This is a genomic window from Pseudoalteromonas sp. J2K-J031, from assembly GCF_058197095.2.
Genome location: NZ_CM200279.1, coordinates 654,208 through 681,149 on the forward strand (window position 1 = coordinate 654,208; position 26,942 = coordinate 681,149).

The 26,942-nt window shown below is 39.6% G+C and carries 29 protein-coding genes; 19 read left to right on the forward strand and 10 right to left on the reverse strand.

Translation table 11 applies throughout. The features are described 5' to 3' along the window. Positions 1 to 53 precede the first annotated feature (53 nt). Positions 54 to 695 (forward strand): TetR/AcrR family transcriptional regulator, encoded by a 642-nt coding sequence (locus tag AC3KZC_RS02975; protein WP_490578105.1) that lies wholly within the window; start codon positions 54 to 56, stop codon positions 693 to 695. A gap of 62 nt (positions 696 to 757) precedes the next feature. Here AC3KZC_RS02975 and AC3KZC_RS02980 read toward each other — a convergent pair whose 3' ends face one another. Beyond that, positions 758 to 1,087 carry a MaoP family protein gene (locus AC3KZC_RS02980; RefSeq protein WP_490578104.1) on the reverse strand — a complete coding sequence of 110 codons (330 nt, stop codon included), beginning with the start codon at positions 1,085 to 1,087 and terminating at the stop codon, positions 758 to 760. A 195-nt stretch (positions 1,088 to 1,282) separates the two neighbouring features. Here AC3KZC_RS02980 and rimK point away from each other — a divergent pair, with 195 nt between their 5' ends. Beyond that, positions 1,283 to 2,197: a 30S ribosomal protein S6--L-glutamate ligase gene (gene rimK / locus AC3KZC_RS02985; protein ID WP_490578103.1), complete on the forward strand. Its 915-nt coding sequence runs from the start codon at positions 1,283 to 1,285 to the stop codon at positions 2,195 to 2,197. A gap of 38 nt (positions 2,198 to 2,235) precedes the next feature. Here the strand turns inward: rimK and AC3KZC_RS02990 are convergent, their stop codons facing one another. Further along, positions 2,236 to 2,787: a DUF1415 domain-containing protein gene (locus tag AC3KZC_RS02990; protein WP_490578102.1), complete on the reverse strand. Its 552-nt coding sequence runs from the start codon at positions 2,785 to 2,787 to the stop codon at positions 2,236 to 2,238. Positions 2,788 to 2,790: 3 nt separating this feature from the next. After that, positions 2,791 to 4,059: a lipid IV(A) 3-deoxy-D-manno-octulosonic acid transferase gene (gene waaA / locus AC3KZC_RS02995; protein WP_490578101.1), complete on the reverse strand. Its 1,269-nt coding sequence runs from the start codon at positions 4,057 to 4,059 to the stop codon at positions 2,791 to 2,793. Positions 4,060 to 4,226: 167 nt separating this feature from the next. Between waaA and AC3KZC_RS03000 the strand changes: the two genes are divergently transcribed. Genes AC3KZC_RS03000 through hldE form a run of 3 tightly spaced genes read left to right on the forward strand, consistent with a single transcriptional unit; the run spans position 4,227 to position 7,729 of the window. Further along, positions 4,227 to 5,636, forward strand: a complete 1,410-nt coding sequence (locus AC3KZC_RS03000) for a capsule assembly Wzi family protein (RefSeq protein WP_490578100.1) — start codon at positions 4,227 to 4,229, stop codon at positions 5,634 to 5,636. Positions 5,637 to 5,696: 60 nt separating this feature from the next. After that, a complete protein-coding gene (locus tag AC3KZC_RS03005) occupies positions 5,697 to 6,284 on the forward strand; it encodes an SIS domain-containing protein (RefSeq protein WP_490578099.1) in 588 nt (195 codons plus the stop codon). After that, positions 6,284 to 7,729, forward strand: a complete 1,446-nt coding sequence (hldE, locus tag AC3KZC_RS03010) for a bifunctional D-glycero-beta-D-manno-heptose-7-phosphate kinase/D-glycero-beta-D-manno-heptose 1-phosphate adenylyltransferase HldE (RefSeq protein WP_490578098.1) — start codon at positions 6,284 to 6,286, stop codon at positions 7,727 to 7,729. The genes AC3KZC_RS03005 and hldE overlap by 1 nt, the downstream gene beginning before the upstream one ends. A gap of 39 nt (positions 7,730 to 7,768) precedes the next feature. Here the strand turns inward: hldE and AC3KZC_RS03015 are convergent, their stop codons facing one another. Further along, the gene (locus tag AC3KZC_RS03015) at positions 7,769 to 8,494 is read right to left on the reverse strand and encodes a 3-deoxy-D-manno-octulosonic acid kinase (RefSeq protein ID WP_490578097.1); all 726 of its coding nucleotides are present in this window, start codon (positions 8,492 to 8,494) and stop codon (positions 7,769 to 7,771) included. 145 nt (positions 8,495 to 8,639) lie between these two features. Between AC3KZC_RS03015 and AC3KZC_RS03020 the strand changes: the two genes are divergently transcribed. The 6 genes from AC3KZC_RS03020 (at position 8,640) to glpG (ending at position 13,872) form a co-directional block, all read left to right on the forward strand. Then, positions 8,640 to 9,671, forward strand: coding sequence for a glycosyltransferase family 9 protein (locus AC3KZC_RS03020; RefSeq protein WP_490578201.1), 1,032 nt, complete (start codon positions 8,640 to 8,642; stop codon positions 9,669 to 9,671). 2 nt (positions 9,672 to 9,673) lie between these two features. After that, positions 9,674 to 10,222, forward strand: a complete 549-nt coding sequence (gene gmhB / locus AC3KZC_RS03025; RefSeq protein ID WP_490578096.1) for a D-glycero-beta-D-manno-heptose 1,7-bisphosphate 7-phosphatase — start codon at positions 9,674 to 9,676, stop codon at positions 10,220 to 10,222. A 133-nt stretch (positions 10,223 to 10,355) separates the two neighbouring features. After that, positions 10,356 to 11,552 (forward strand): glycine C-acetyltransferase, encoded by a 1,197-nt coding sequence (locus AC3KZC_RS03030; protein WP_490578095.1) that lies wholly within the window; start codon positions 10,356 to 10,358, stop codon positions 11,550 to 11,552. 87 nt (positions 11,553 to 11,639) lie between these two features. Then, the gene (gene tdh / locus AC3KZC_RS03035) at positions 11,640 to 12,665 is read left to right on the forward strand and encodes an L-threonine 3-dehydrogenase (protein ID WP_490578094.1); all 1,026 of its coding nucleotides are present in this window, start codon (positions 11,640 to 11,642) and stop codon (positions 12,663 to 12,665) included. Between the two features lie 74 nt (positions 12,666 to 12,739). Continuing rightward, a complete protein-coding gene (gene glpE, locus AC3KZC_RS03040) occupies positions 12,740 to 13,060 on the forward strand; it encodes a thiosulfate sulfurtransferase GlpE (RefSeq protein WP_490578093.1) in 321 nt (106 codons plus the stop codon). Then, positions 13,057 to 13,872, forward strand: a complete 816-nt coding sequence (gene glpG / locus AC3KZC_RS03045) for a rhomboid family intramembrane serine protease GlpG (protein WP_490578092.1) — start codon at positions 13,057 to 13,059, stop codon at positions 13,870 to 13,872. Before glpE ends, glpG begins: the two co-directional genes overlap by 4 nt. Positions 13,873 to 13,948: 76 nt before the next feature. Here glpG and AC3KZC_RS03050 read toward each other — a convergent pair whose 3' ends face one another. Beyond that, entirely contained in the window at positions 13,949 to 14,344 is a 396-nt protein-coding gene (locus AC3KZC_RS03050; protein ID WP_490578091.1) for a flagellar basal body-associated protein FliL, read from the reverse strand. A gap of 228 nt (positions 14,345 to 14,572) precedes the next feature. Between AC3KZC_RS03050 and AC3KZC_RS03055 the strand changes: the two genes are divergently transcribed. Both AC3KZC_RS03055 and ubiA read left to right on the forward strand, forming a co-directional pair. After that, the gene (locus AC3KZC_RS03055; RefSeq protein WP_490578090.1) at positions 14,573 to 15,112 is read left to right on the forward strand and encodes a chorismate--pyruvate lyase family protein; all 540 of its coding nucleotides are present in this window, start codon (positions 14,573 to 14,575) and stop codon (positions 15,110 to 15,112) included. Next, positions 15,112 to 15,999, forward strand: coding sequence for a 4-hydroxybenzoate octaprenyltransferase (gene ubiA, locus AC3KZC_RS03060; RefSeq protein WP_490578089.1), 888 nt, complete (start codon positions 15,112 to 15,114; stop codon positions 15,997 to 15,999). The genes AC3KZC_RS03055 and ubiA overlap by 1 nt, the downstream gene beginning before the upstream one ends. Here ubiA and AC3KZC_RS03065 read toward each other — a convergent pair. The 4 genes from AC3KZC_RS03065 to AC3KZC_RS03080 form a co-directional block, all read right to left on the reverse strand. Further along, on the reverse strand, positions 15,996 to 16,625 hold the full coding sequence (locus AC3KZC_RS03065; protein WP_490578088.1) for a 2OG-Fe(II) oxygenase: 630 nt from the start codon (positions 16,623 to 16,625) through the stop codon (positions 15,996 to 15,998). The genes ubiA and AC3KZC_RS03065 overlap by 4 nt on opposite strands. Before the next feature lie 113 nt (positions 16,626 to 16,738). Further along, the gene (locus AC3KZC_RS03070) at positions 16,739 to 17,659 is read right to left on the reverse strand and encodes a LysR family transcriptional regulator (RefSeq protein ID WP_490578087.1); all 921 of its coding nucleotides are present in this window, start codon (positions 17,657 to 17,659) and stop codon (positions 16,739 to 16,741) included. 373 nt (positions 17,660 to 18,032) lie between these two features. Continuing rightward, a complete protein-coding gene (locus AC3KZC_RS03075) occupies positions 18,033 to 19,559 on the reverse strand; it encodes a DUF3369 domain-containing protein (protein WP_490578086.1) in 1,527 nt (508 codons plus the stop codon). 62 nt (positions 19,560 to 19,621) lie between these two features. Continuing rightward, positions 19,622 to 20,026 (reverse strand): DUF2721 domain-containing protein, encoded by a 405-nt coding sequence (locus tag AC3KZC_RS03080; protein WP_490578085.1) that lies wholly within the window; start codon positions 20,024 to 20,026, stop codon positions 19,622 to 19,624. Positions 20,027 to 20,261: 235 nt separating this feature from the next. On the opposite strand from AC3KZC_RS03080, the gene AC3KZC_RS03085 reads away from it, so the two are divergent. From AC3KZC_RS03085 to AC3KZC_RS03095, 3 genes are read left to right on the forward strand one after another with little or no spacing between them, the layout of a single operon-like run. Then, on the forward strand, positions 20,262 to 21,857 hold the full coding sequence (locus AC3KZC_RS03085) for a hypothetical protein (RefSeq protein WP_490578084.1): 1,596 nt from the start codon (positions 20,262 to 20,264) through the stop codon (positions 21,855 to 21,857). Beyond that, positions 21,858 to 22,193, forward strand: a complete 336-nt coding sequence (locus AC3KZC_RS03090; protein WP_490578083.1) for a DUF7577 domain-containing protein — start codon at positions 21,858 to 21,860, stop codon at positions 22,191 to 22,193. After that, entirely contained in the window at positions 22,177 to 22,770 is a 594-nt protein-coding gene (locus AC3KZC_RS03095; RefSeq protein ID WP_490578082.1) for a YjaG family protein, read from the forward strand. The genes AC3KZC_RS03090 and AC3KZC_RS03095 overlap by 17 nt, the downstream gene beginning before the upstream one ends. Before the next feature lie 2 nt (positions 22,771 to 22,772). Here AC3KZC_RS03095 and rsmD read toward each other — a convergent pair whose 3' ends face one another. Next, positions 22,773 to 23,369 carry a 16S rRNA (guanine(966)-N(2))-methyltransferase RsmD gene (rsmD, locus tag AC3KZC_RS03100; protein WP_490578081.1) on the reverse strand — a complete coding sequence of 199 codons (597 nt, stop codon included), beginning with the start codon at positions 23,367 to 23,369 and terminating at the stop codon, positions 22,773 to 22,775. A 150-nt stretch (positions 23,370 to 23,519) separates the two neighbouring features. Between rsmD and ftsY the strand changes: the two genes are divergently transcribed. Genes ftsY through ftsX form a run of 3 tightly spaced genes read left to right on the forward strand, consistent with a single transcriptional unit; the run spans position 23,520 to position 26,859 of the window. Continuing rightward, positions 23,520 to 25,148: a signal recognition particle-docking protein FtsY gene (ftsY, locus tag AC3KZC_RS03105; RefSeq protein WP_490578080.1), complete on the forward strand. Its 1,629-nt coding sequence runs from the start codon at positions 23,520 to 23,522 to the stop codon at positions 25,146 to 25,148. 50 nt (positions 25,149 to 25,198) lie between these two features. After that, positions 25,199 to 25,876 (forward strand): cell division ATP-binding protein FtsE, encoded by a 678-nt coding sequence (gene ftsE / locus AC3KZC_RS03110; RefSeq protein WP_490578079.1) that lies wholly within the window; start codon positions 25,199 to 25,201, stop codon positions 25,874 to 25,876. Then, positions 25,873 to 26,859, forward strand: a complete 987-nt coding sequence (gene ftsX, locus AC3KZC_RS03115; protein ID WP_490578078.1) for a permease-like cell division protein FtsX — start codon at positions 25,873 to 25,875, stop codon at positions 26,857 to 26,859. The genes ftsE and ftsX overlap by 4 nt, the downstream gene beginning before the upstream one ends. Positions 26,860 to 26,942: the final 83 nt, after the last annotated feature.

Sequence of the window (26,942 nt, forward strand, 5' to 3'; positions counted from 1 at the left end):
AAGGGTGACTTTGTTTATAATGTGCGCCAATTTGCACTATGGAAGTAAAATAGATGAGTACTAAGGATAAGATTATTCAAGCGAGTATTACGCTTTTTAATCAACAAGGTGAGCGGGCGATAAGCACTAACCACATAGCTGCACATTTGGGTATTAGTCCGGGTAATTTGTATTACCACTTTAAAAATAAAGAAGACATTTTACGCCACATTTTTGCTCTTTATCGTGAGCACCTTCAAACTCATTTTGTGCCTTTGCGTGCAGAGGAAGAGCAACTTGAGCAGTTGGTTGGTTATTTAGACTCGTTGTTTGAATTAATGTGGAAGTTTCATTTTTTCTACGATAATTTGGGTGATATTTTGTCGCGTGATGATCAGCTGAAAAAAGACTACTTAGCATTACAAGCTAATTTACTTGAGCAAGTATCAGATGTGGTCAGAGGGCTTAAAGTCGCTGGTATTATTGAAATTGACGAACAAGACATTCCACAATTCGCACATACCATTAAAATCATGGTGAGCTTTTGGACACCCTATTTAAAAATTCATAAATTCGATTCTGAATTATTAAAAACGGATATTTATAAAGGATTGGTCAAGGTTTTATTATTATTTAAACCCTATAGTTACGGTCCTGGCTTAGAAAAAATAACTCAGTTACAGCAGCATTATCAACAATTGGCCACACAAGGTTAACCATTCATAACCAGAGATAGTGGCTATCTCTGGTTAAGTCTTAATCATGCAAGAATTGATGATTACATTTCGGCTATCGAAAAGTCAGTAGTCGGTTTTACCGTTTCTTTTTTACCAAAAGCACTGTAAAACTTATCTTTGCGTGAAATTTCATGCTTGTATTTTAACCAGAGCTTTTCAAACTTAGTTTGAGCTGGTTTATTGCCAAGGCATACGTCAACAAAATCAATTTCCTCTTGAGATTCAGGCGTTAGAGATTGATTTGCTAATTTGCTTAAAATATCACCGTAGCTGCTTAGTAGCTCTGCTTCCGGAATGGAAAATGAGCCAGAACGACGAAATCCCATTGGGAAGTTAACATCGTCGAAAAATTCAAATAGACCATTACGCATAAATTTCTCCGTTACACTTGTGTCGGGGTAAATATGTATCATGATTTTATTTTCGTAAAATAGATTTTTTCGATTGGAAAGAGTAAAAAAATTCATCGTTAAAATGCTAGTAATGTCATACTAAAGCTCTTTAAATATCGCGTTTATTCATTGTTGAATGTAACAGCTAATCAACTGATTTATCGGACCTATATTTTGAAAATAGCCATTTTAACCCTTGGGCCACAGCTTTATTCTATACAGCGTTTAAAACAAGCGGCTGAGCTTCGTGGTCATCAGGTTGATGTGATAAATACCTTGCAGTGTTATATGGATATTACGAGTAGTCATCCCCAAGTACGATTAAAAGGAAAAGCACTGCCAAAATATGATGCTGTGATCCCAAGAGTGGGTGTTGAGATTACGTTTTATGGGACATCAGTGGTTCGTCAGTTTGAGATAATGAATACATTCGCGCTTAATAGCTCGATTGCTATTTCACGTTCGCGCGATAAGTTACGTTCATTACAATTATTATCAAAAAAGGGGATCGGCTTACCTCGTACTGGTTTTGCTTACCACCCAGATAAAATAAGTGATGTGATTGATTATGTCGGCGGTGCTCCAGTTGTAATTAAATTACTTGAAGGAACGCAAGGGATTGGCGTTGTGCTGGGCGAAACTCAAAAAGCCGCGGAGAGCATCATTGAAGCGTTTATGGGCCTTAATGCCAATATTTTAGTGCAGGAGTTTATCAAAGAGGCTGCCGGCGCAGATATTCGTTGTTTTGTGGTAGGAGATAAGGTGGTTGCTGCTATGAAACGACAAGCGCCAGAAGGCGAGTTTCGTTCAAACTTGCACCGCGGTGGCACAGCTCAAGCCGTTAAATTAACGAAAGCTGAGCGCGACACTGCCATTCAATCAGCTAAAGCCATGGGGCTTAATGTTGCTGGAGTAGATATTTTGCGTTCTAATCGTGGCCCGGTTGTCATGGAAGTCAATTCAGCGCCAGGCATTGAAGGGATAGAAGCTGCAACGGGAGTGGATGTTGCAGGGGCTATTATTGAATTTATTGAGCGTAATGCCACGCTACGTAAAGACGATAATACGCGTTATCGGATTGATGCCTAAAATGCGTTGAGTATTTTAGGCTTTTTGTCGTGAGATATTTATTTTGGTGAGTTGATGCACTGTGTGAGTAATTGCTGCCAAAAATCAATGCCTTTACGGCGCGCTAGTTTGATATTGTGTTCGGGAATGGATTCGGGCTCTTGGTAATTATCAAGCGCTAAAGACATACTTAATTCACGAATTAAATGCAGCGTTGGGTAGGGGGCGCGGTTGGTATAGTTTGCTGCATCGTGTTCATCAGAATCAGCAAAGATATACTCAGGGTGAAACGTTGCAATTTGATAATGCCCCGAAAATCCTTGTGCTGCTAGCATGGCGCCTGCTAAATCGACCAGCTCTAAAAACGTATCAAACTCTGCAAATCCATCAGGATAAATTAATAAACTAGTTTCAATTTCGGGTTGTTTATCGAGTAAAAAACACCCTTCTAACATCGCCATAACGGCATCTGTGACGGTATTTTCTGGGCAAATTTGGTAATGAATTTTATTATTTTCAACTTCAGCACGAGCAAATGGGCAAAAGTTGTATTTAATAATAACATCACTTACCCATTGTTTGGTTTGTAAAATAGCAAGTTCGTGTGACATAAATTAATCCAAATAACGAGAAATGAGAGTAATGCAGCTGTCAACTGCACCTTGATTCTGTTTAACAAATAAAAGTGCCGCTTGGCCCATTTGTTCGCGTAGGTCGCGATCCTGAGCAAGTTTTTGTAACGCGCTGGCTAGTGTGTGGCTATTTGTAACGAGCGTGCAAGCGTCGCTTGCAAACATTCCGGCATAAACATCGTTAAAGTTAAAAGTATGTGGGCCTGTTAAAATGGCGACGCCAAATGCTGCTGCTTCTAACGGGTTGTGCCCACCGCGCTCAATGAGGCTTCCACCAATAAAAGCGGCATCAGCACTTCCATATAAAGTTGAAAGTTCGCCTAAGGTATCACCTAGTATCACTTGGCACGAGGTCAATTGTGCGCTGTCGGGATGATGACTTTTACGCGCTAATATAAACTTACGTTGACTCACTAAGTTGGCAACGGTATCAAATCGTTCTGGATGGCGTGGTACTAAAATAAGCAGCGCATTGGGAATTAAAGAGCGCAGCTGCTGGTGTGCATCGAGTAATTGTGCATCTTCGCCTTCGTGAGTTGAACCTGCGATCCAAATAAATGAACGCACTCCTAGGGCGTGGCGAAATGCATGTGCTTGCTCGCGTACGCTTGAAGATAGCGATATATCGAATTTAATCGAACCTGGTACAGAGAGTTGCGATTGCGGATAACCTAACGTTAAAAAGCGTTCGCTATCAGCTTGGTTGTGGGCGGCAATATGCGTGATCCCACTTAAGATTGAATCGGTTAAAGGCATCACTTTTTGATAGCCTTGCATTGATTTTTCAGAGAGGCGCGCATTGAGCAGTAATATGGGGATATTTCGTTTTTTTGCGGTGGCGATTAAATTTGGCCACAATTCGGTTTCTAAAATGATCAGTACATTGGGTTTAAAGTGGGTTAAAAAACGCGCTACAGCACCGCAAAAATCAAGCGGTAAATAAACGTGTATTACTGTGTCGCCAAAGCTTTTTTTTATTTGTGCGCTGCCTGTAGGAGTGTTGCAGGTGATAACAATGTTTAGATTTTGTTGCTGTTGCAGTTTTTTAATCATCGCCGTGGCTGCAATGACTTCACCGAGCGATGCACAGTGGAAAATCATTGATTGCGCGGCTGCTTTTTGAGTGTAAAAACCTAGCCGCTCGCCAATTCGTTTGCGATATTCAGAGTTTTTTTTGCCACGTAACCATAAATGAATAAAAACCAAAGGGCTAAGTAGATACAACAGCAAACTATAAATAAATCGTGCCATAAGATTTCTTTGGGGTGAAAATTGCCGATATAGTAGCTTTTTTTACTTATTATCGACACTCAATCTGGCTAAAATCTTCTATCTAACAATTTTCAACAGCCGTTTTCTATAAAGTTAAGATTAGATTTGATACCATCAAGCGGCCTTATTTTATTAACAGCTAATTTATGAAATTAAAATATTTATCCTCTTTACTGTTAGTGCTTGCAAGCTGGCAGGTACATGCAAAACCATCGGCTTATTTACCACTGAATATCGATGCCCATCTTGAGCAGCAAGTTGATATTATGTTTGTATTAACGACGGGCACCCCAATGAGTAAACCTTACTCGTTTAATGAAATTGATATTGCACTGCGCCAGTTACGCAAGGTTGATAATGGCTTGTATGATGCGATCCGAATTGCACTTAAACCGTATCGTGGACAAGACCAAATTAGCCGCAGTGGTTTAAAAGCGACCATGAAATACGATAAAACCGTAGCCATAGCCAATCAGCGAGGTTTGCAATCGAATGAGTGGGGGCAAGGTTTTTTTGAAGGTGTGTGGCGTCCAAGTGAATCAACCTTGGTGCAAATAGGATTAGATTATCGATTTAGTTCAGGTGGCTTAGTTGCTTACAATACTTTTTTTAGTGTTGCAGGTGATTCGTTGCAATTAGATGTGGGCTATAAAGAGCATTGGTTTTCGCCTTTTAAGCATTCAGCTCAATTAATTTCTACCAATGCTAAAACCTCACCGTCAGTGTCGCTTGGGTTGTCGCAACCGCTGGAAGATTGGTGGAATTTTGATTTTGAACTCTATTATTCTCAATTACAAAAAGTAAAAGAAGGAATTGGCTACAAAGGCGAGTGGCATGATGGTCGTCCGCGAGTGGCTGGCACGCATGTAAGTATTGAACCGCTTGATGGTTGGAAAGTTGGCTTAAACCGAATTCTACATTTTGGTGGTGGCCCTCGTGACGTGAGCACTAAAGATGTGTTTAAGGCGTACTTTGACCCTGCAGGTAATGATAACCTGCACGGTGATGATGAGGAGTTAGGTGATCAACTCGCTTCGGTAACCAGTGTTTTTAACTTTAACTGGGGAACCCCAATAGAGCTTTATTTTGAGTATGGTGGTGAAGATACTAAAGAATATAATAATTATGAGTTTGGTAATATTGTCTTTTCTGGCGGAGCGTACCTGCCTAAGCTAACTGATAATTGGTCTATTCGATATGAATACACCAGCTGGCATACCTTGTGGTACGTCAACTCAATTTATAAATACGGTAATACAAATGATGGTGCTATTTACGGCCATTTTGCCGGCGATCAACGTATTTTTTCTGATGCAATGCGAGCCGATATTCATGTATTTGATTTAGGGTATTCTGAAAATATTGATTCGTCATGGCATCTTAAATTGACCTCCATTAGTAATGAGGATTCAGTAATTGATTACGAGCGTTCAATAGAGATTCAACTGAGTAATAGCCGTAAATGGCAAGAGTATCGCATTGAAACTCAGCTTACGTATGGCACCGATGTTTTTGATGACAAGTATGGCCATTTATCAATCGCTTGGTTTTGGTAACACAGGCATTTTATATAGTTTAGAAATGGCGCTTAAGCCATATTCTATGAAGGATTAATAATGAATTCGACAACAACAGCCCAAAGTTATCTTGCAAGTTTGGCACGCCATCGTGCGGCTTTTGATACTTTAGAAAATCATCAAAATCAAGCGTTAGCGCTGCTCGAACAGTGCCTTACAACCCTTAAACAAGGTGGTAAAGTGGTGTGGTTTGGAAATGGGGGGAGTGCCGCCGACGCTCAGCATTTAGCGGCTGAATTTGTAGTGCGTTATAAAAAAGAACGTGGGCCACTGGCTTCAATTGCTTTAACCACTGATACCTCAATATTAACGGCTCACTCAAACGATTATACCTTTGATACTGTGTTTGAACGTCAAGTACAGGCGCTATGTAAACCACAAGATTTAGTCATCGGTTTAACTACCTCTGGCACTAGTAAAAATATTAACTTAGCACTTGCTGCGGCAAATGAAATCGGTGCTTATACCGTGGCGTTAACCGGTCGTGATGGCGGTTTAGTAAAAGACATCGCCAAACTTGCCATTATTATTGCTAATGATGAAACGGCTCGTATTCAAGAAGCACATATGTTTTTGGGTCATTGGTTATGTGAAGCCCTTGATTTAACTTGGACGGAGTCGCTTTAATGGATTTGGCATTATTAAAAAATTTATCTCATGCCAAAGTGCTGGTGGTGGGTGATGTGATGCTCGACCGCTACTGGCATGGTGATTCAGGTCGTATTTCACCTGAGGCGCCTGTGCCAGTTGTAAAAGTAAATCAACTTGAAGATAAAGCGGGTGGTGCTGCCAACGTTGCTAAAAATATTGCACATCTTGATGGTAAAGTGAGTCTACTGGGTATTATTGGTAAAGATGAATGTGGTGATACGTTACAGCGTTTATTGGCTAAAGAGAAAATTGCATCTGAGTTAGTGGTACAAGAGTCTCATCCTACTATCGCAAAAATGCGGGTGATCAGCCGTCATCAACAAGTTGTGCGTCTTGATTTAGAAGAAAATTTCACGCAAGAGCAAAGCCAGCTATTACTTACTCGTTTAGCGCAAATAATTGATGATTACGATTTTGTGTTATTTTCTGATTATAACAAAGGCTCTTTAACACTGATTGAACCCATGATTGCTTTGGCCAAACAAGCGGGTAAAACCGTATTGGTTGACCCAAAATCAAAAGATTTATCTCGTTATGCTGGCGCAGATTTTATCACGCCTAATTTAAGTGAGTTTAAAGCCGCTGGTGGTGAGGTAGGTTCTGAAGAAATCATTTTGGCGTCTGCTCGCAGTATTATTCAGCATTGTGGTTTAGGTGCAATATTACTCACACGTTCAGAGCAGGGCATGTCGCTTATTACCTTACAAGATAAGTTTGATTTTCCGGCGCAAGTGCTTGAAGTATCAGATGTGACAGGTGCGGGTGATACCGTAATTGCAACCTTAACTGTGATGCTTGCCGCAGGAATGACACCTAAAGATGCGGTTGAGATTGCCAATTTAGCCGCAGGTTTAGTGGTTGCTAAATTAGGTGCTGCAACGGTTACACCTGAAGAGCTTGGGCGTAAGTTGAGCCAGTATTTATTGCAAACAGGTGAGCACTATCAAGCACCATTTGAAGATGTATTGCAACATATTGAATTTGCAAAACGTAATGGCGAAACCATAGTATTTACCAATGGTTGCTTCGATATTTTGCATGCTGGCCATGTGCGTTATTTGGCTCAGGCTAAAGCAATGGGCGATCGCTTGGTTGTTGGATTGAACAACGATGAGTCAATAGCGCGCTTAAAAGGTGCAGATCGACCAATAAACCCACTCGATGAACGTGCGATGGTCTTAAGTGCGTTAAAATCGGTTGATTGGGTTATTCCGTTTGGTGACGCAGCGCACAACGACACGCCTGCAGCCTTGATTGAACAAGTTAATCCTGACATTTTAGTGAAAGGTGGTGATTACACTGTTGAGCAAATTGCAGGTGCTGATTTTGTCTTAGCGCAAGGTGGAAAAGTAGCGGTATTAGAATTCTTAAACGGCTGTTCAACCTCTAATGTGATAAAAAAAATTAAAACACAAGACTAGCGACTGGTCATTTAGCTATTTATAACAAAGCCTGAGTTATCAGGCTTTTTTTATGGTTTTTTGGTAGTGACTGATAAACAACGCCCAATCTTGCTCTGTCCAATAAAAACAGCTTAGCTGTTTTGCTTGTTTGTTAAATGAGCGCGATAATCGGCTGATATTAGCTTTTTGCCAGTTCAACGCGGGTGGTTTTAATTCACCGCGATCAAAATCGATTAAGAAAACATCGCCTTTATCATCAAATAAAATGTTATTGATGTTTAAATCGGCGTGGAATACACCGGCATTATGAAAGCCTGCAATACACTGCGCAATTTTGATGATTTCATCTTGGCTTAATGCTTTTTGCTGTAAACGATCAAGTAGGCTATCGGCCCCTGCAATCGCTTGGGTGATAATATCAGCGCGATAAATTAAACCTGCGCTGCTAAAACGAGCTGCCACCGGAGTGGGTACATTCAACCCTTGTTGGTGTAGCTGACATAAAAGAGAGAACTCTCGGTAAACTCGTGAACGTTTAAGGCCTAAGTTTAAGTATTGATCTTGTAGTATTTTTCCAACCAACCCACCTCGCCAATAGTGGCGCAGCACCGCTTTTAGTTCATCATTTTTAAAAAACCAAGTGGTGGCCCGCCCTGTTTTTTGTGCATAAATTTTGTTTTGCTGTTGCCAAAATAACGGTTCAAACCAAGCAGGAGTGAGTTCGGTGGGGCTATGTTGCCAAGTTAGTAGCGTGCTGTTGCCACTTTGAGTGGATTGGATCATAAAACAAGAGTACCGCAGGTTAAGTCTGCACCTAGTTTACAATAACTTGCCTTAATGTGAACATTTGGTTTGTGGCGTGATTTAATTTAAGATCAGCCCTGCGCTTTGTTCTGTCTTAAGGATTGTTGTGAATTCACACTTAAACATGAAAGAAATTTGTATTTTGCGATTGTCGGCTATTGGTGATGTATGCCATGCGGTTGCTGCTGTGCAGGCTATTCAAAAACAGCATCCAACCGCTAAAATAACGTGGGTGATTGGTAAAGTTGAAGCCATGTTATTAGCTGATTTACCGGGTGTCGAGTTTGTTATTTTTGATAAAAAGCAGGGTAAATTAGCCTATCAGCAATTAAAACAACGTTTTAAAGGCAAACAATTTGATGTATTGCTTCATATGCAAGTGGCGTTGCGGGCAAATTTAGCGGCAGCGTGTATTCCTGCCAAAGTAAAATACGGCTTTGATTGGCACCGAGCTAAAGAAGGGCACAGCTTATTTGTTAATAAACGCATTGCAGCGCAGTCTGAGCCTCATGTATTAGAAGGTTTTTATGGCTTTGCCGCCCAACTGGGGGTTACAGATACACAACCGAGTTGGCAAATGCCTTATCAAGCAAGTGATTTGATCTGGGCGCAGCAGCAACTTGCCGGTTTTGAAAAGGTGTTTGTTATCGCACCTGCTGCAAGTAAAAAAGAGCGCAATTGGCTGGCTGAGCGTTATGCCGTTTTGGCTGATTATGCTGCAAGTAAAGGGTTTAAAGTGGTGCTCAGTGGGGGGCCCACTGAGATGGAGCGCCAATTAAGCGCCGAGATTATTGCCCATAGCCAAAGTGATATTTTAAATTTGGTCGGTAAAACCAGCTTAAAGCAGTTATTGTGCGTATTAAAATGTGCTGATTTAGTGTTGGCACCCGATACTGGCCCTGCACACATGGCGGTGACTGTCGGCACACCCGTGATTGGTTTATATGCGCATTCAAATCCTAAGCGCACCGGGCCATATTTATATCAAGACTATGTTGTCGAAGTGTACCACCAAAATATACAGACTCAGTTTGGCCGCCCTGCGTCGCAATTACCTTGGGGTAAACGCTGTAAAGGGGCTGATTTAATGGCACAAATAACGACCGATGCGGTGATTGCCATGTTTGATACCGTGGTTGCCAATGAGTTAAGTTGATTATGAATAAAGCAATATTTTTAGACCGTGATGGCGTGATTAACGTTGATCATGCTTATGTGTATAAAATTAATGAGTTTGAATTTGTACCAGGCGTATTTGAGGCGTGCCGGCATTTTGTAGCGTTAGGTTACAAATTAGTGGTGGTGACAAATCAGTCGGGGATTGGCCGTGGATATTACTCAGAGGCTGATTTTGCTACTTTAACGCAGTGGATGACATTGCGTTTTGAGCAAGAAGGTGCACCTTTGGCTGGGGTTTATTTTTGCCCGCACCATCCAAAAAATGCACAAGGTATATATCAAACCGAGTGCGACTGTCGAAAACCGGCCCCAGGCATGCTTATTCAGGCGGTGCGTGAACATCAAATTGATGTCACACAAAGCATTATGATTGGCGATAAATGGTCTGATATCGAAGCTGGGCAGCAAGCTGGGGTGGCGCGATGCATTTTAATCCAATCGCATTACTCATCCGATGACCAAGCAAGTGAGCAACCAGATATCGAAATTTGGTCATCCTTAGCGCAAGGTGTCGATAAAATAAGCTAAAATGCCCGACTGCTTTGCGGTATTTATGTAGTAATTCAGTGCATTTATAAGTTGAAACTTTTACAATGCGGTTCAGTTTTTTAGGTTACACCAAGCCTAACTATCAACTCGTTCAAAACTTTGGAGAAAACAGATGAGAGCATCTGCGTTTTATGAGCAGCTACAGCAGCAAATCAATGAAGTCAAAGCAGAGGGCTTGTACAAAAGTGAACGTATTATTACGTCACAACAACAAGCCGAAATTCAAGTTTTATCAGGCCAAAAAGTTATTAACTTTTGTGCTAACAACTACTTAGGCTTAGCTAATCATCCAGAGTTAATTGCAGCTGCTAAAAATGGTTTAGATCAACATGGTTTTGGTGTTGCATCAGTACGTTTTATTTGTGGCACTCAAGATATTCATAAACAGCTTGAGGCAAAAATCAGTGAATTCTTAAAAACTGAGGATACGATTTTATATTCGTCATGCTTTGATGCTAATGCGGGCTTATTTGAAACGATTTTAGGTGCTGACGATGCAATTATTTCAGATTCGTTAAATCATGCATCAATTATTGATGGTGTGCGTTTATGTAAAGCAAAACGCTTTCGTTATGCCAACAATGACATGGCAGACCTTGAGCAACAACTTATTGCCGCTGATGCAGCTGGTGTGAAAACTAAATTGATTGCCACCGACGGTGTATTTTCAATGGACGGTGTGATTTGTAATTTAGCCGCTGTGTGTGATTTAGCCGATAAATACAATGCACTTGTTATGGTTGATGACTCTCATGCTGTTGGTTTTGTTGGCGAAAATGGCCGTGGTACGCCAGAGTACTGCCAAGTGATGGACCGAGTTGATATTATTACCGGTACTTTGGGTAAGGCGCTAGGTGGCGCATCAGGTGGTTATACATCAGGTCGCGCTGAAATTGTTGAGTGGTTACGCCAACGCTCGCGACCATATTTGTTTTCAAACTCACTGGCTCCATCAATTGTGACCGCGTCACTCAAAGTACTAGATATGCTGGCGCAAGGTGAAGCGCTGAGAAATACCCTCTGGAGCAATGTGACTTATTTCCGTGAGAAAATGGAAGCGGCTGGTTTTACGTGTGCAGGTAAAGATCACGCGATTATTCCTGTGATGTTAGGTGACGCTAAAGTGGCATCAGCCATGGCTGATAAGTTATTGGCAGAAGGTATTTACGTAACGGGCTTCTCATTTCCTGTTGTTCCAAAAGGCCAAGCTCGTATTCGTACCCAAATATCAGCTGCTCATACAACTGAGCAGTTAGACATTGCTATCGATGCATTTACCCGCATTGGTAAAGAAATGCAGATTATTTAATCTATAGTTAAATATCAGCATTTAACGTTAGATCCCAAATTGACTAAACAGCCTCTTATTTGAGGCTGTTTTTGAAAGAGAAACACTATGAAAGCGCTATCGAAATTAAAAGCAGAACCAGGCATTTGGATGACCGAAGCGGCCAAACCAGAAGTCGGTCACAATGATTTATTAATTAAAATCCGTAAAACAGCAATTTGTGGTACTGATGTACACATTTACAAATGGGATGAGTGGGCGCAAAAGACGATCCCAGTTCCTATGGTTGTGGGCCACGAATATGTGGGTGAAGTGGTTGATATGGGTCAAGAAGTACGGGGCTTTAAAGTCGGTGATCGTGTTTCTGGTGAAGGGCATATTACCTGCGGTTATTGCCGTAATTGCCGTGCTGGTCGTGTGCATTTATGCCGTAATACCACAGGCGTGGGTGTGAATCGTGAAGGTTCATTTGCTGAGTATTTAGTGATCCCTGCTTACAATGCATTTAAGATCCCTGACAATATTTCAGATGAATTAGCGTCAATTTTTGATCCGTTTGGTAATGCGGTACATACAGCTTTATCATTTGATTTAGTGGGTGAAGATGTGCTTATTACGGGCGCAGGCCCAATTGGCATTATGGCGGCAGCGGTAGCGAAGCATGTGGGGGCGCGTTATGTTGTTGTTACGGATGTGAATGAATATCGCTTAGATCTTGCGCGTAAAATGGGTGCGACTCGTGCGGTCAATATTGCTAATGAAAAGATTGAAGATGTCATGAAAGAGCTTGGTATGACAGAAGGCTTTGATGTTGGTCTTGAAATGTCAGGTGTGCCTTCTGCATTTAAAAGCATGCTGAGCAGTATGAACCACGGTGGAAAAATTGCGATGCTGGGTATTCCGCCATCAGACATGGCAGTTGACTGGAATCAGGTGATTTTTAAAGGGTTGGTGATCAAAGGTATTTATGGTCGTGAAATGTTTGAAACCTGGTATAAAATGGCAAGCTTAATACAATCTGGCCTTGATTTATCTCCGATTATTACGCATCAATTCCCAATTGATCAATTCCAAGAAGGCTTCGATACTATGTTATCTGGCCAATCGGGCAAAGTGATTTTAGACTGGTGTTAATCCTTTTTTAAACACGTTAGTATTAAGGGGCATCCGCCCCTTTTTTTCGCATAAAATTCCATTAAGAGGTAATTATGGCTTTTAAACATTTATCCGTGGCTCAAGCAAAAGAGTTATTGGCAAACCCAGCAACCGTTATTGCTGATATTCGAGATGCAAACACTTATGCTCAAGGGCATATCCCTCAAGCAGTTAATTTATCCAATGCAAATATTGGCCAATTTATGATTGAACAAGAGTTTGATCAGCCAATTATAGTGGTTTGTTATCATGGTATTAGCTCACAAGGAGCGGCTAATTATTTAAATGAGCAAGGTTTTGAAGATGTGTATAGCTTAGATGGCGGATTTGTAGAGTGGGCTAAATTGTGTGTAGATAATATTGAACGCTCATGATCTTATTGGCTGAGTTAACCAACCCGCGTGCGGCACAGGCTTTTTTTGATTATCTTAAAACGCAGCATATTACTGCTAAGTTAATGCCAACGTCTGCACAGCAGGTCGAAATATGGGTTGATGAAGCGCATCATGCTAAAGCTGATTTGCTTTGGCATGAGTTTGAGCAAGACCCAAGCGCAGATAAGTATTGGTCAGCATCATGGGACGTAGGTACAACTGACTCGGGTTTGGCGTATCAAGGAGCCTCATTCAATCTTAAAGCACGTTTTAATGCGCTCAGTTGGTTAAATCGCTCAGTTAGCCTTGTTTCGGTTGGCTTATATTTGGCTTTTCTATTTGGTGGCTTTAATAGTTTATTTAGTGTTTTAAAATTTAACCCTGCCAATCCTTTGCAGTGGTTAACCCCTGCGATTATTCATTTTTCGGCCATCCATTTGATTTTTAATTTGATGTGGTGGATGAGCTTAGGGAGCAAGATAGAACGAGCTTTAAGTAGCCGACATCTTGTATTCCTCTTTTTATTGACCGCACTCATTAGTAATTGGGCCCAGTTTTTATTGGTAGGGGATAATTTTGGCGGCCTATCGGGAGTGGTTTATGGGTTGCTAGGCTTTTGCTGGATTTACAGCTATTACGCTAAAAACACACAATTAGCTGTCGCTCAGCCTATAGTTGGTTTTATGCTGGTTTGGCTGGTATTGGGTTTTGCTGACGTATTATTTATCAGCATGGCTAATTGGGCGCATTTATTTGGTTTGTTAGCGGGCTGTCTTGCCGGTTGGGTGTTGGCTCTGAAAGCTAAAAAATAATTAAGCCCTAAAAACGATAAAGCTCGTATCTAAAGTTAGATGCGAGCTTTAATGAAGGGTGAAGATGACAGCTAAATTAGTGGTAAAGGTATTTAGTAAACAAAATATCGCGAATTATTTCGTTACCAGTTTCTTCTTTTAATAGTTTTTTAACGGCTTCTACGCACTTTTTACGGATTTCTTCACGACCTGTGAGTGATTTAATTTTATCTTCAGGTTCTTTGCTTAGAATTTCAACAATAGCATCGCGTAATAATGGGTCGTGATGTTCTACTACGGCTAAATTAGACATATCTTGTAGCATAAGCTCAACGGTAACTCGGACATAGCCCATTTTTTTGCTTGATGTACCAATGTAATTAGTGATTACATCAGGCTCAAAGCCATAATAACCAAGATTTGATGCTGCATAGCTGTTTAAGCTAGTGAACTGAATACCGATAGCGCACAATAAAACGGCTAATGATCGCATGTTTTTGTCTCTTAAATTAGTAAATAACAACATAGTTTAGTAGTTTAGCTCGACAATGATATCTGGTTTAGCAAATTATAGTCCAGCTTTTCCGTCAATATATAGCTACCTTTATATGGGGCGATACTTATGGGCTGAAATACTCGCTTTACAATCTTAATCCATTGTACTTTTTCCCAAACTATTGAAATGCTATGATTGCTTTCTTAGTCTTGAGGTAAGTTATTTGTGTTCGAATATCCATTAAGTTTAGAAAGCCATTGGTTGCACCAAGCAAATTGGCCTTTAACCGAATCTCAGCAACAATGGTTATTTGGCACCGGTTCTTTAACTGCTAAATTAAAAGAGGCGACTGAGCAATTTAGTGTTGAAGTATTGAGTGAGAAACGACAGCTTTTGACTCAACAACAGGCGCAATCATGTGGTTTAGAAGTGCAAGAGGTGTTGATTAGGGAGGTGTTGTTAATTGGTGATGGTCAAGCACAAGTGTATGCTCAAAGTTGGATCCCTACTCAGTTATTAAAAAATGATTTATCTTTGGCTGCATTAGGTAATAAGCCTTTGGGGGAGTACCTATTTCAACATGCTGACCTTATTCGCAATACTATCGAAATAACTCAATACTCTGCAACTCATGCAATTGCGCAATTGGCTAATACATTTAATTTGCCTGCAGCAGCGTGTTTTGGTCGGCGCAGTGTTTTTTCTCTTGCAGAATATAAAATTATGGTTTGCGAAGTTTTTTTACCTAAATCGGTACTTTATTGATGCGCTTAGTTTCGTTACGTTTTAATCATTTCGGGCATTACTTAAAATTAATGCGCATGGATAAACCGATAGGGACTTTACTTTTGCTTTGGCCAACCTATTGGGCACTTTGGTTGGTATCAGATGGTTTTCCTAATTGGCATTATTTTATTGTTTTTAGCGCTGGAGTTTTTATTATGCGCTCAGCAGGATGTGTCATTAATGATTTTGCTGACCGAAAAGTTGATGGTCAGGTTAAGCGTACTAAAGGTAGGCCCCTTGCTGCTGGCCTAGTGAGTGCCAAAGAGGCGATAGAGCTATTTATTTTGTTAATAGCTTTAGCTTTTATATTGGTGCTAACTTTAAATTATGAAACCATTTTATTGTCTTTCGTTGCTTTATTTTTAGCGTTTTGTTACCCGTTTATGAAGCGTTATACGCATTTGCCGCAAGTGGTATTAGGTGCTGCGTTTAGTTGGTCTATCCCAATGGCATATATGGCTGTAGGGCAATCAGTGCCGCTTGAAGCGTGGCTGCTTTATAGTGCTAATCTATGTTGGACGGTCGCATACGATACCATGTATGGCATGGTTGACCGAGATGATGATATAAAAATAGGTGTTAAATCGACGGCTATTTTATTTGGGCGTGCTGATAAACTCATCATCGGATTGCTACAGGGTCTTACTTTGGTGCTGCTTTCGTATTTACTGTGGTTAAAGCAACTACCTGCTTTAATCATTATTTTATTAGTGATGAGTGTCAGTGGATTTTTTATATATCAACAATGGTTAATTAAAGAAAGGTTAAGAGAGCGTTGTTTTAATGCGTTTTTAAATAACAACTATGTTGGTTTTATCATCTTCATTGTTATTGCACTGAGCTTAAGCTTTAGTAACGCACTTTAGCTTGCTGGATCAATTACGCCATTGAGAGAGTTGTTTTTCCTAAACCAACCTGCAATTGAATATCGAATTGAGATTGCAGGTAAAACTTCGTGTGCAAACGTTTCACTTTCAAATACAACTAAAGTCCCTGCTTTTGGGGCGATAGTTGCTAAAATATCGTTGCTTTTTGGCTTATAAATCACAAGTTCACCACCTTCTTCAGGCGTATTAAGGTAAAGCACCGTGGTAAAAACACGATTGGATCGTCCTTTAAACGCATCAAAATGCTTCTTGTAGAAATCACCTTGATCGTATTGTGCGTAATGGCATTCGTAGTCAAATAAGCCTAAAAAGAAATTACGATTAATCGCAATGCGTAATTGTTCCATTAAAGTTAGATACTGCTGCTGCACTGGATTTGAAAGTTCAAACCACTTGGTTTTATCTGAGCGTATTGTTGGGTTTAATTGCTTATCAGATTGACGGCCAATACCAGCTAACTGAAATTGATCTTGCTGGCTTAGGCAATCTTGGAGAAGTTGTTCTATAAGCGCTTGGCTAATGGCATTGTTTATAACGCCATAACCATGTTGATGAATATGGTCTAAAACCAAATCAGTGGTTAGCGTAAAGTTAGTGTTATACATGTATATCGCCCTTTTATAAGGCACGTATTATACCGTTAAGCTAGCTTGTTTGGCGAGTGAAGTTGTGGGGATAAAACAGCGTTGTCATCCCCACTTTGTAAATGTGAACGTGTTTAAAATGATTCGTTTTCTATACTTTCAAGTTGAGCGCCTGTTTGGATTTTTACTTCATCAGCAATATAGCTCAGCAGTTGTAGTGCTTGATGCTGAAGATTAAAGTCTCTGCTTGTGGTTAATGACAATGCTAATTTTTGAGACTCTTGAGTTGGTTTTATGATTGCTAGCTCAGGATTGTTATTAATTGTACTTGTGTGCTCAATACCTGCAATTGCTACATGTTTATCGTCTTTCACAGTTTGGGTTATTTGTGCAATATTCCCAACTTTAATTGTTGATACTTTATGCAGTGCGATAGCTGCATCTTGTAACATCTTTTGTACTTGGGTGCTTGATGATAAACACGATAGCATCGGATAAGGGCTTAAAGCGGTGCGGTCAATTTCGGTAGCAAAAGCGAGAGGATGTTTTTTGCTAACAAAAAGGACAAGTTGATCTGGCAACTGCACAATTTGATTTTCAGGTAAGTGGTTCAGGCTACTGCCAATTGCAATGTCTAGTTCATTACTTTTTAACTTTTCATTCAGCTGACTTTGCGTGTATAGATGCATTTCAATAGAGATCTCAGGATGCTGCTGCATAAACTTACCGCATGCTAAAGGCACTATTGTGGTAGCGTCCATGGTATAACCAATCACAATTTTATCAATTGTAGTGTTTTTATGTTTTGCCAGCTTTGCTTTAATATCTTTAAGTTGCGCTAGCGTCTCTTGGCAGTAAATAAGAAATTGCTCTCCAGCATCTGTTAGATTAACAGAGCGTGTCGAACGAGCGACTAACTCGCAGCCGAGTTCTAGCTCTAAAGTTTGAATGCTGCGGGTGAGTGCAGATGTACTTAAGTTACATTGTTCTGCTGCTTGGCGGAAATGGCGAAGTTTACCGAGTGCCAAAAATTGCTCGAATTGTTCCAATCTCACTTTATGATCCTTCTCTTTCAAGTGAACTGAGCTAATACTGACTTTTATACCAAATTCATTTTGGTGATTCGTTCATCGATAAATCAATGGGTTGTGATGCCAAAAATCTAATCAACGGCGCTGAAAGGATAATATTAAAAAATTAGGTACTAAAGCAAGCTTTTATCTGAATAATAAGTAATCATTTAGTAGTGGTTTAATACTCAATTGTTATGAGTTATATAACAATTGAGATAAATAACTAACAGACAAGTATTAAAAAATTTACTTTTTACATTTATTTACTTGTTCAGCAGATAAGCGCTTTGATCTTATTGCAAAACAACAACTCGAATTACTAAGCAAAATAGACTTTACGAAAAGTTATGGGAGTTTAATCTGGATAGGCATCTCTAATTGCTAGAAATGCATCTAAATCATCGAGAAATAGGTCTACCAACTTAGGGTCAAATTGTTTGGCTTTTTCATCTTTTAGTAAGTTAATAATATCATCAAGAGGCCATGCCTTTTTATAGCAACGATCACTCCCTAGAGCATCAAATACATCTGCAATTGCGGTAATTCGGCCTGAAATATCAATAGCCTCCCCTTGAAGAGCTGAAGGGTAGCCTGACCCATCCCACTTTTCATGATGTTGATGTGCAATAATGGCACCTTGACGCAATATCTCATTGCTTGAATTTCTCAAAATGTCATAACCAATTTGTGCATGAGATTGCATTATTTGCCATTCGTCAGGTGTATGTTTACCTGGTTTATTTAATATAATGTCAGGGATCCCTATCTTTCCTATGTCATGTAGCGGAGATGCTAACTTAATTATCTCAGCTTGATAGGGCGTTAAACCGGACTTTAGTGCAAGCATAAAGCTATAATTAGCCACTCGTTTGACATGGCTTCCTGTTTCTTTACTTCTTTTCTCTACGGCCTCACCTAAAATGTACGAAAGTTCTTTTTGAGATTCTCTAACAACTTCACGTAGTCTTAAATTGTCATAAGCCAGTGCAATATTATTGGAGAAAAACTCAAGTAATTGATGGTCTGAAGGGTGTAATTTGGATGACTTACTGACATACAACATTGTCTCTAAGCCGCCTTTTGTAGGAAAATAACCAACAAACTGGTTTTCATTCTTACAAGATTCTTTTTTGTTGTGTACATCAATAAAAAGATTACTGATTTCTATTGGTAAAGACTTTTTTTCAGGGGCGTTACTATTAACTGATGCTGCAAGTAACATAAAATCAGTACCTTTCTTATCTTGAGAATTCACCGCGGCAGCACAATAAATTTCGTTATCATCAAGCCCCATGACATTCGAAACATGCCCTAAGATTGTTGAAGCAAATTGATCGACCGTGTCACACTCTAAAAAGTTAGCGGAGGCATTAATTATTTTTTCTAATCCTAATTTATGTTTTTCTATCGTGCGAATGTCACGATAAGCACGCAATGCAGAATAAAGAAGGGTTTTCAGTTTTATTGCCGTAAGCTCAGTTTTGTTCTTGTAATCGTTGATATCAAAATCGCGGATAATAGATTCTTCTGGGGCTTCACCTGGTTGACCTGTTCTTAAAATTAACCGAACATCATGATTTTCAGCTTCCTCACGTATATATTTTATAAGATCCAAACCAGCATGGTTTGTTTCCATTACAACATCTATAAGTCCAACAGCTATTTGATCAATGTCTTGTAAAAGCTCACGAGCTTGCGCTGCGGAATAGGCATGATGAAAACGCAGCGGTTTTCCTTCAAACTGAAATCCAGTAAGAACGAGTTTAGTAACTTGATGTATATCTTCTTCATCATCCACGACCAAGATATCCCAACCACTTTCAACATGGGTTACCTGCTCATCATTATTTAAACTGTCATCAGCAAACAAAAAGTCGGACACAAACCATTACCTATATTCAAGTCGTTGTTTGAGTATAGGTAGTAATTTTTAAAAACATCAAATTAACTGTTTTTACTTAGTGGCTTTTCAGCAATAGAGGTGAGTTCTAATTCAATCGCGTCACACGAGATATGAATTTCATAAAGGGAAAATAGTAATGAGCCAATCAAGCAAAGCAAGCTTAGGCCAAAAAAAATAGCTCCTAATAAAGGAAACTCCAGGAAAACAGCAAACATAGCTGCTGTACACAATAAAAATGACATCACACCATAAAATTGCATAGTACGAATAAGTTTAATGCGTTTACGTAAATTAGATATTTGAGCTTTAACGACAGGGCGGATGGTGTCACCTTCTCTGGAGTTTAATTGCCTTATGAGTTGAGCTAACACTAAAAAGCGGTTTGTATATGCAAGCAAAAGTAGAGATATTGCAGGGAAAAGCAAAGCAGGAGTGGTTAAGGTCATGGTGTTTATGTGTCGGCCTTTTTATTGGTTTGTTAATTATATGTTTTAATGTGTTTAAATTCACGTGCTAGCAGTGTTAAGATAGGTTGAATTTATACAATGTAAATATTTAACTTATTAATATTATAAGATTAAATCTTTCTAATTTAGCTTTTTTCTGCGATTGAATTAAACGAAATTTAAAAATTGAACAAGCTAATAATAACAAAAGCATTGCTCTAGGGGATAGATTTCGATGGGTGAATTTCAAGGTACACAACTTCATCAATTACTACAGGGTTTAGAGGCTGTTTCGCCGCAGGAGACTTTTTCATCAGTGGCGCGAAGTTTATCACAAGAACCGACTGATTTTATTAGTAATTTGGCATCGACAGTGACGCAGCGTCATCCTTATATTGATAGTGTTACTCAGCAATTTTTAACGCTTATTTCTCCTCAATTGCAAGCTATGATGCTTGTCGCTTGTCAGCAAGCACTTGAAAAAGGTCATCAAGCCGCAATCGTCCAGCATCAATCCGATGAAGATGAACTTATTGCGTCTTTAGAGCAAAAAATAACTCACTTTCAAAAAAGTGCTCAACAATTAGAACAACAATTATTGGCTGAGCAAAAACACAATCAAAGCAATCAGCTTGAAATCGAAAAGCTAAATGAGCAACTTGCTCAAGGCCAGCGTTATCAAGAGCAATTTGAATCTCTTCAGGCGCATCATCAAAAAGAGCTAGTGCAACATTCAAAACTTAAAGAAGCGCTCGCTGAGCAGCAAGCAATTACACAAGAGAAAGTGCAATTATTAAAACAAGCTGAAGCGGGCCTGCAGAAGCAAAAAGAACTAAATGCGCTGCAGTCAGACAAGGTGAAACAGCTGATTGCAGAGCGCAGCGCTGACAATGCATCCCTTGATGATAGATTAAAACAACAAGCAGCTCATTATCAAAAAGAATTATCAGACTTGAAACATGCTCATGAATTACTGTTGCAAGAAGCCGATTCAGGTAATGCCAATGTTGTTGCACAGCAACAGACAATTGAAGAGTTAAATACCGCTTTACAGCAAGCTCGTTTAGTTTTAAAAGAAAAAGAGCTTTTATTTAGTGATATCACAAGTACGAACGAGCAGTACACTGCGCAGATTAAAGTATTACTACAAGAAAAGCACAAAACAGAGCTGTTAATTACAGAGCAACAAAAATCACTAGACAATCTACAGCATGAGTTACTGTCACATCGCTCAGCCGCTGAGCAATTGCGTAACACGACCGATAAGCTCAATGAAGAAGTTTCTGAAAAAGAGAATTTATTGAAAGAGTTAGAGGCACGAGTTACTGATTTGACGTTAAAAAATGAAGCGCTTCAGGCAGAACATGACACAGTTTTAGAAGCAAACGTGTTATTTAAAGATAAAATATCAGAGCAAGAGAAGAAGCAAGATGGTCGATTTAATGATTTGAAAAAAGACCTTTTTGCTGAAACTAAGTTATTAAAAGCAGAGCTTGAGCAGGCGTTGTCAAATATTGTTAATTTAGAGCAAGATAAAGAAAAAATGTCTGAGTTGCTCAGTGAATTTAGAATCAAAGAACAGGCCTATCAAGATGCTATTGCTAAAAAAGAAAGCTTGCTCGCAAACCAAGATTCGGCATTAAACATGGCTCAAGGTCGAAATACTAGCTTGGTGTCACGCTTAGAAGCTGAATCAAAACAAGCTCGCAATGCATATGAAAGCATTCGCTCACAAAATACTGAGTTAAATGAAAAAATTGAGGAATTAGAAGGCAAAGTAACCGAATTTAAACTTAAATTCGAATATGCCCAACAACAACTCAATAGCTAAATGGATAAACTTTTTGATTGGATCAGTATATATCAAGCTGAAAATGCACTTGAAGCCTATTTAATCAAGGGGTTACTGCACATCAACTCGATTGATGTACGTTTTCACGGAGAAGCCCTTGCGGGGGCTTTAGGTGAAATACCTTTCGAGCAAACCTGCATTTCCATACTTGTCTTGCAGATTAAACAGCGCCAAGCTGAAAAAATCTTGTTAGAATATCAGACTCAACGACAATCTTCTCATGAATGGTTTTGCCGCCATTGTGGTGAAAAAAATGGTGCGGGATTTGAGCTTTGCTGGTCCTGCCTAATGGATAAAGATGAACAAGCCGAATAATTTTCAACGTATTAGAGAATTAAACTACCTGCAAAAAGCGGTATTAGCAGCTGCTTTACTTGAGCGCATGTTACCAAACTATACATTATTCAGCCAAGCGACTGAATTTGGTGATGATTCTGCATTGCGAAATGCATTAAATTTGATATGGGAAAGAATCGTTTTACCTAAAAGCAAAATAAACTTCGAACTATTAATCGATAAAGTGGAGCCTAATGTTCCAGAAGTAACCGATTTTGATATGTTTGGTGTTTACCCTGCAATCGACGCAGCCACTGCACTACTAGGCATGTTGCATGGCTTAATAGCGCAAGATGAAGCTGAATTTGTTGATATCAGTAAAATATCTCAAGCGACGGTTGCCAAATTAATTGAGTATCAATTAACTTCAGATGATGTGATAGCCGACAACCAAGCAATACGCGAGCATCCATTAATGCAATATGAAATTGAAGTTCTTGGTGAACTTATTGATTATGTTGAAAATATGGGGCGAATCACCTCTGAAAGCGTTAAGGCGCTTAGAGTGAAAGCGCTTGAAGATGGTCAAACAAACATCGGTATTGAAATCGAATAAACTTAACATTCGACTTGAGTATTTTGATATAAACGGTAGCTCACTTGACCTGCCGTTTTTTCTTTTTTAAGGCTCCAATTACTTGGTGCTTTAAAGTCTAAAAGTTCACTTTCAACTTCGAGATAAATGAGTGCATCCTGAGTCAATGCATTTTTTTCAACCAACAAGTCACAAAGAGGCTGTGCTAATCCTTGGCGAAAGGGCGGATCAATAAAAACCAGATTAAATTGTCTCGTATTTTTTGCTAAAAGTAGTAATGCATCACCTTGAATAAGGGTTGCATTTGAATTTTTTAGGGTCGAAATGTTGCTTTTAATTTGCTGTGCAGCGACGTTATCTTTTTCAATAAATGTTACTGAGCTTGCGTAACGAGATAGCGCTTCAAAACCAAGCCCACCAGAACCTGCAAAGCAGTCTAAAACGACTGTGTCCCGAATATAATTCATCAACCAATTAAATAAGGTTTCTTTGACTCGATCGGTTGTAGGTCTGAGCCCTTGAACATCTTTTACTGGCAGTTTTCGACCTCGGTATTGACCGCTGATAATACGAATATGACCCGAAGTTGGGCTGTTTGATTTTGATGTGTTTGGCTTCATTAATATCACTAAAAATTGGTGTCGAGAAACGCTCTCATATAGTATATGGACTAAATTTTATCGCAGCGGTACTTTTTCATTCTGTTAATGAAAGTGTTACCATATTGCACGCATCAGTTTATCAGATTTTATAAGTGGTCATTAGCTAGTATGGCAAAAAAAAATAGATTTTTATCGTGGTTAGGTTTTGGTGATAATGACAAAACCAATGAAGAACATGCTCGCTTGGCAGAAGAAGCTCGTTTAGCGGAAGAAGCTCGTTTAGCGGAAGAAGCTCGTTTAGCGGAAGAGACACGTTTAGCGGAAGAGACACGTTTAGCAGAAGAAACCCGTTTAGCGGAAGAAGCTCGTTTAGCGGAAGAATCACGCTTAGCTGAAGAATCACGAATAGCTGCAGAAGCCCGTTTAGCGGAAGAAGCACGTTTAGTGGAAGAAGCACGTTTAGTGGAAGAAGCACGTTTAGCGGAAGAAACACGTTTAGCAGAAGAAGCACGTTTAGCAGAAGAAACACGTTTAGCGGAAGAAGCACGTTTAGCAGAAGATGCACGTTTAGCAGAAGATGCACGTTTAGCAGAAGAAGCACGTTTAGCAGAAGATGCACGTTTAGCGGAAGACACACGTTTAGCGGAAGAAACACGTTTAGCGGAAGAAACACGTTTAGCGGAAGATGCACGTTTAGCGGAAGAAACACGTTTAGCAGAAGAAACACGTTTAGCAGAAGAAACACGTTTAGCAGAAGAAACACGTTTAGCAGAAGATGCACGTTTAGCGGAAGAAACACGTTTAGCGGAAGAAGCCCGCTTAGCTGCAGAAGCTAAAATTCAAACCGCTGCGATTGAATCTCCCCCTAAAAAAGATAGCTTTTTTTCACGCTTGAAAAAGAGCCTAATCAAAACAAAACAGTCAATCGGTTCTGGTTTTATCAATATCTTCTCTGGCAAGAAAATTGATGATGAGTTATTCGAAGAGTTAGAAACACAATTATTAACGGCTGATTTAGGCGTTGATACTACGCTAAAATTAATTGACCGATTAACTGAAGCGGCTGATCGTAAGCAATTAAAAGATGGTGATGCGTTATACGATCTTTTAAAGCACGAAATGGCGCAAATGTTAAAGTCAGCAGAGCAAGCCCTTGACACTGAAAAAGCAACAGGTCCATTTGTTATTTTAATGGTGGGTGTTAATGGTGTGGGTAAAACGACCACTATTGGTAAGCTTGCTAAGCAATTTCAAGCGCAAGGTAAGTCTGTGATGCTTGCAGCAGGAGATACTTTTAGGGCTGCCGCTGTTGAACAATTACAGGTTTGGGGCCAGCGAAACGATATTCCTGTGATTGCTCAGCATACAGGTGCTGATAGCGCATCAGTCATTTTTGATGCGTTTCAAGCCGCTAAAGCGCGTAAGGTGGATATATTAATTGCTGATACCGCGGGTCGTTTACAAAATAAAGATAATTTGATGCAAGAGCTTGAAAAAATTGCTCGGGTAATGAAAAAGCTTGATCCCGATGCGCCACACGAAGTAATGCTAACGATTGATGCAGGAACGGGGCAAAACGCGATTAGCCAAGTGGATCTATTTAATAAAGCGGTTGGTTTAACTGGCATAAGTTTAACCAAACTAGATGGTACCGCCAAAGGTGGGGTTATTTTTGCGGTTGCAGATAAGTTTAATATTCCAATTCGCTATATTGGGGTAGGTGAAGGTATTGATGATCTCAGAGCTTTTAAAAGTGATGAGTTTATCAATGCTTTGTTTAGTCAGGATGATAAGTAGAGATTTAAGTTTAGGGCGCTATGCGCCCTCTTAGCTGTAAGATACTAATAATGATAAAATTTCAGCAAGTAAGTAAAACATATCCCGGTGGACATGTGGCACTGGAAAAAATTAATTTTCACCTTAAAGCCGGTGAGTTAGCATTTCTAACAGGTCATAGTGGAGCTGGGAAAAGTACGCTTCTTAAATTAATTAGCGTAATGGAGCGTCCATCTGCTGGTGATGTATTCATCAATAGTGTGAAGTTAAATAAATTAGATAGCAAGCAAGTGCCTTATGTTCGTCGTGATATTGGAATGATCTTTCAAAATCATAGGCTGTTGAATCGATACAATATTTTTGACAATGTCGCTTTTCCTTTGGTGATAGAAGGTATGCATCGAAAGGATATTGAAAAGCGCGTGCATGCGGCCCTCGATAAAGTTGGCTTACTGAGCAAGGTTAAATGCTTTCCGGCAACTTTGTCAGGTGGAGAGCAGCAACGTGTTGGTATTGCTCGCGCCATTGTAAATTCCCCTCCAATTTTGCTTGCTGATGAGCCTACAGGAAATTTAGACCCTGAATTGTCGATGGAAATATTAAACTTGTTTGAGGATTTTAATCAGCAAGGTACCACGGTGTTGATTGCAACTCATGATCTTGGTTTGATTGCTCGAATGAAGTATCGCAGCCTTACCTTAAAGCATGGTCGTTTAATTGATGATCCTTTAACGGGAGATAGGCTGTGAGTATTTTATTTAAAGGGCGCCATAGCCAAGCTGAAACATATCAAAAGTCATGGTTATTAAATGCATATTTTGTAATACAAAATGTCTTGCGCCAAGGCGTTCATAGTTTAGGTGAAATGTGGCGGACACCTGCGGCATCATTGATGACGATTGCGGTGTTGGGGTTAAGTTTAACCTTGCCCGCAACATTATACCTGGTGGTTAAAAATGTTCAGTTGGTGAGTAGTGGTTTTGAAAACGCAGCTGAGATCTCTCTTTTCGTAAAAAAAACAACGACAGAGCAAGAAGCAAAGTCTTTAGTTAATCGATTGGGCTTGTATCCAGAAATTGCGCAAGTTGATTACATTTCAAAAGATGATGCCCTAGCTGAGTTTAAAGTCGCATCAGGTTTTGGTCAGGCGCTTAACTATTTAGATGAAAATCCATTACCAAGTGTTGTTTTAGTGACGCCAACTAAGCGCTTTACCTCTGCAAAAGCTGCTAGGGAGCTTCTACTTAAACTTGAACAAGAAAGAGAAGTAGATTTTGGGAAGCTAGATATTGAATGGTTAGAGCGCTTAAATGCGTTGCTTTCTTTGTTGCGTGAAAGTGTGATCACTATTGCTTTGTTGTTACTGACCTCTGTTATTTTAATTATTGGTAATACAATTCGTTTATCAATAATGGATAAAAAAGAAGAAATTCAAGTTATGAAGCTCGTTGGAGCAACGAATAACTTTATCCAAGCGCCTTTTTTGTGGACTGGAATATGGTACGGGTTGATCGGTGGGTTATTTTCGTTTATAGCTATCGTTGTTATGATGTGGTGGTTAGCGTCAGCGGTAAGCCATGTCGCAGGTGTCTATCAGGCTGAGTTTGTTTTACAAGGGCTATCATTTCATGAGTTCCTACTGTTAGTGTTATTAGGTATAGGGCTTGGTTTAAGTGGGTCTTTTTTATCGGTGAAGCGTTATATAGATGCAATTGAGCCAGATAAAATATAATTAAAATGCTTTAAAATCTTCAAGATGTAGAAATAGATACAGATTTTTACATCTTGACTCTTGCACTGTGCGAATAATTTGCT

Coding starts and splice junctions, on each gene's coding strand:
- AC3KZC_RS02975 (WP_490578105.1), top strand. CDS start 54: ATGAGTACTAAGGATAAGATTATTCAAGCGAGTATTACGCTTTTTAAT.
- AC3KZC_RS02980 (WP_490578104.1), bottom strand. CDS start 1,087: ATGCGTAATGGTCTATTTGAATTTTTCGACGATGTTAACTTCCCAATG.
- AC3KZC_RS02990 (WP_490578102.1), bottom strand. CDS start 2,787: ATGTCACACGAACTTGCTATTTTACAAACCAAACAATGGGTAAGTGAT.
- waaA (WP_490578101.1), bottom strand. CDS start 4,059: ATGGCACGATTTATTTATAGTTTGCTGTTGTATCTACTTAGCCCTTTG.
- AC3KZC_RS03000 (WP_490578100.1), top strand. CDS start 4,227: ATGAAATTAAAATATTTATCCTCTTTACTGTTAGTGCTTGCAAGCTGG.
- AC3KZC_RS03005 (WP_490578099.1), top strand. CDS start 5,697: ATGAATTCGACAACAACAGCCCAAAGTTATCTTGCAAGTTTGGCACGC.
- hldE (WP_490578098.1), top strand. CDS start 6,284: ATGGATTTGGCATTATTAAAAAATTTATCTCATGCCAAAGTGCTGGTG.
- AC3KZC_RS03015 (WP_490578097.1), bottom strand. CDS start 8,494: ATGATCCAATCCACTCAAAGTGGCAACAGCACGCTACTAACTTGGCAA.
- AC3KZC_RS03020 (WP_490578201.1), top strand. CDS start 8,640: ATGAAAGAAATTTGTATTTTGCGATTGTCGGCTATTGGTGATGTATGC.
- gmhB (WP_490578096.1), top strand. CDS start 9,674: ATGAATAAAGCAATATTTTTAGACCGTGATGGCGTGATTAACGTTGAT.
- AC3KZC_RS03030 (WP_490578095.1), top strand. CDS start 10,356: ATGAGAGCATCTGCGTTTTATGAGCAGCTACAGCAGCAAATCAATGAA.
- tdh (WP_490578094.1), top strand. CDS start 11,640: ATGAAAGCGCTATCGAAATTAAAAGCAGAACCAGGCATTTGGATGACC.
- glpE (WP_490578093.1), top strand. CDS start 12,740: ATGGCTTTTAAACATTTATCCGTGGCTCAAGCAAAAGAGTTATTGGCA.
- glpG (WP_490578092.1), top strand. CDS start 13,057: ATGATCTTATTGGCTGAGTTAACCAACCCGCGTGCGGCACAGGCTTTT.
- AC3KZC_RS03050 (WP_490578091.1), bottom strand. CDS start 14,344: ATGCGATCATTAGCCGTTTTATTGTGCGCTATCGGTATTCAGTTCACT.
- ubiA (WP_490578089.1), top strand. CDS start 15,112: ATGCGCTTAGTTTCGTTACGTTTTAATCATTTCGGGCATTACTTAAAA.
- AC3KZC_RS03065 (WP_490578088.1), bottom strand. CDS start 16,625: ATGTATAACACTAACTTTACGCTAACCACTGATTTGGTTTTAGACCAT.
- AC3KZC_RS03080 (WP_490578085.1), bottom strand. CDS start 20,026: ATGACCTTAACCACTCCTGCTTTGCTTTTCCCTGCAATATCTCTACTT.
- AC3KZC_RS03085 (WP_490578084.1), top strand. CDS start 20,262: ATGGGTGAATTTCAAGGTACACAACTTCATCAATTACTACAGGGTTTA.
- AC3KZC_RS03090 (WP_490578083.1), top strand. CDS start 21,858: ATGGATAAACTTTTTGATTGGATCAGTATATATCAAGCTGAAAATGCA.
- AC3KZC_RS03095 (WP_490578082.1), top strand. CDS start 22,177: ATGAACAAGCCGAATAATTTTCAACGTATTAGAGAATTAAACTACCTG.
- rsmD (WP_490578081.1), bottom strand. CDS start 23,369: ATGAAGCCAAACACATCAAAATCAAACAGCCCAACTTCGGGTCATATT.
- ftsY (WP_490578080.1), top strand. CDS start 23,520: ATGGCAAAAAAAAATAGATTTTTATCGTGGTTAGGTTTTGGTGATAAT.
- ftsE (WP_490578079.1), top strand. CDS start 25,199: ATGATAAAATTTCAGCAAGTAAGTAAAACATATCCCGGTGGACATGTG.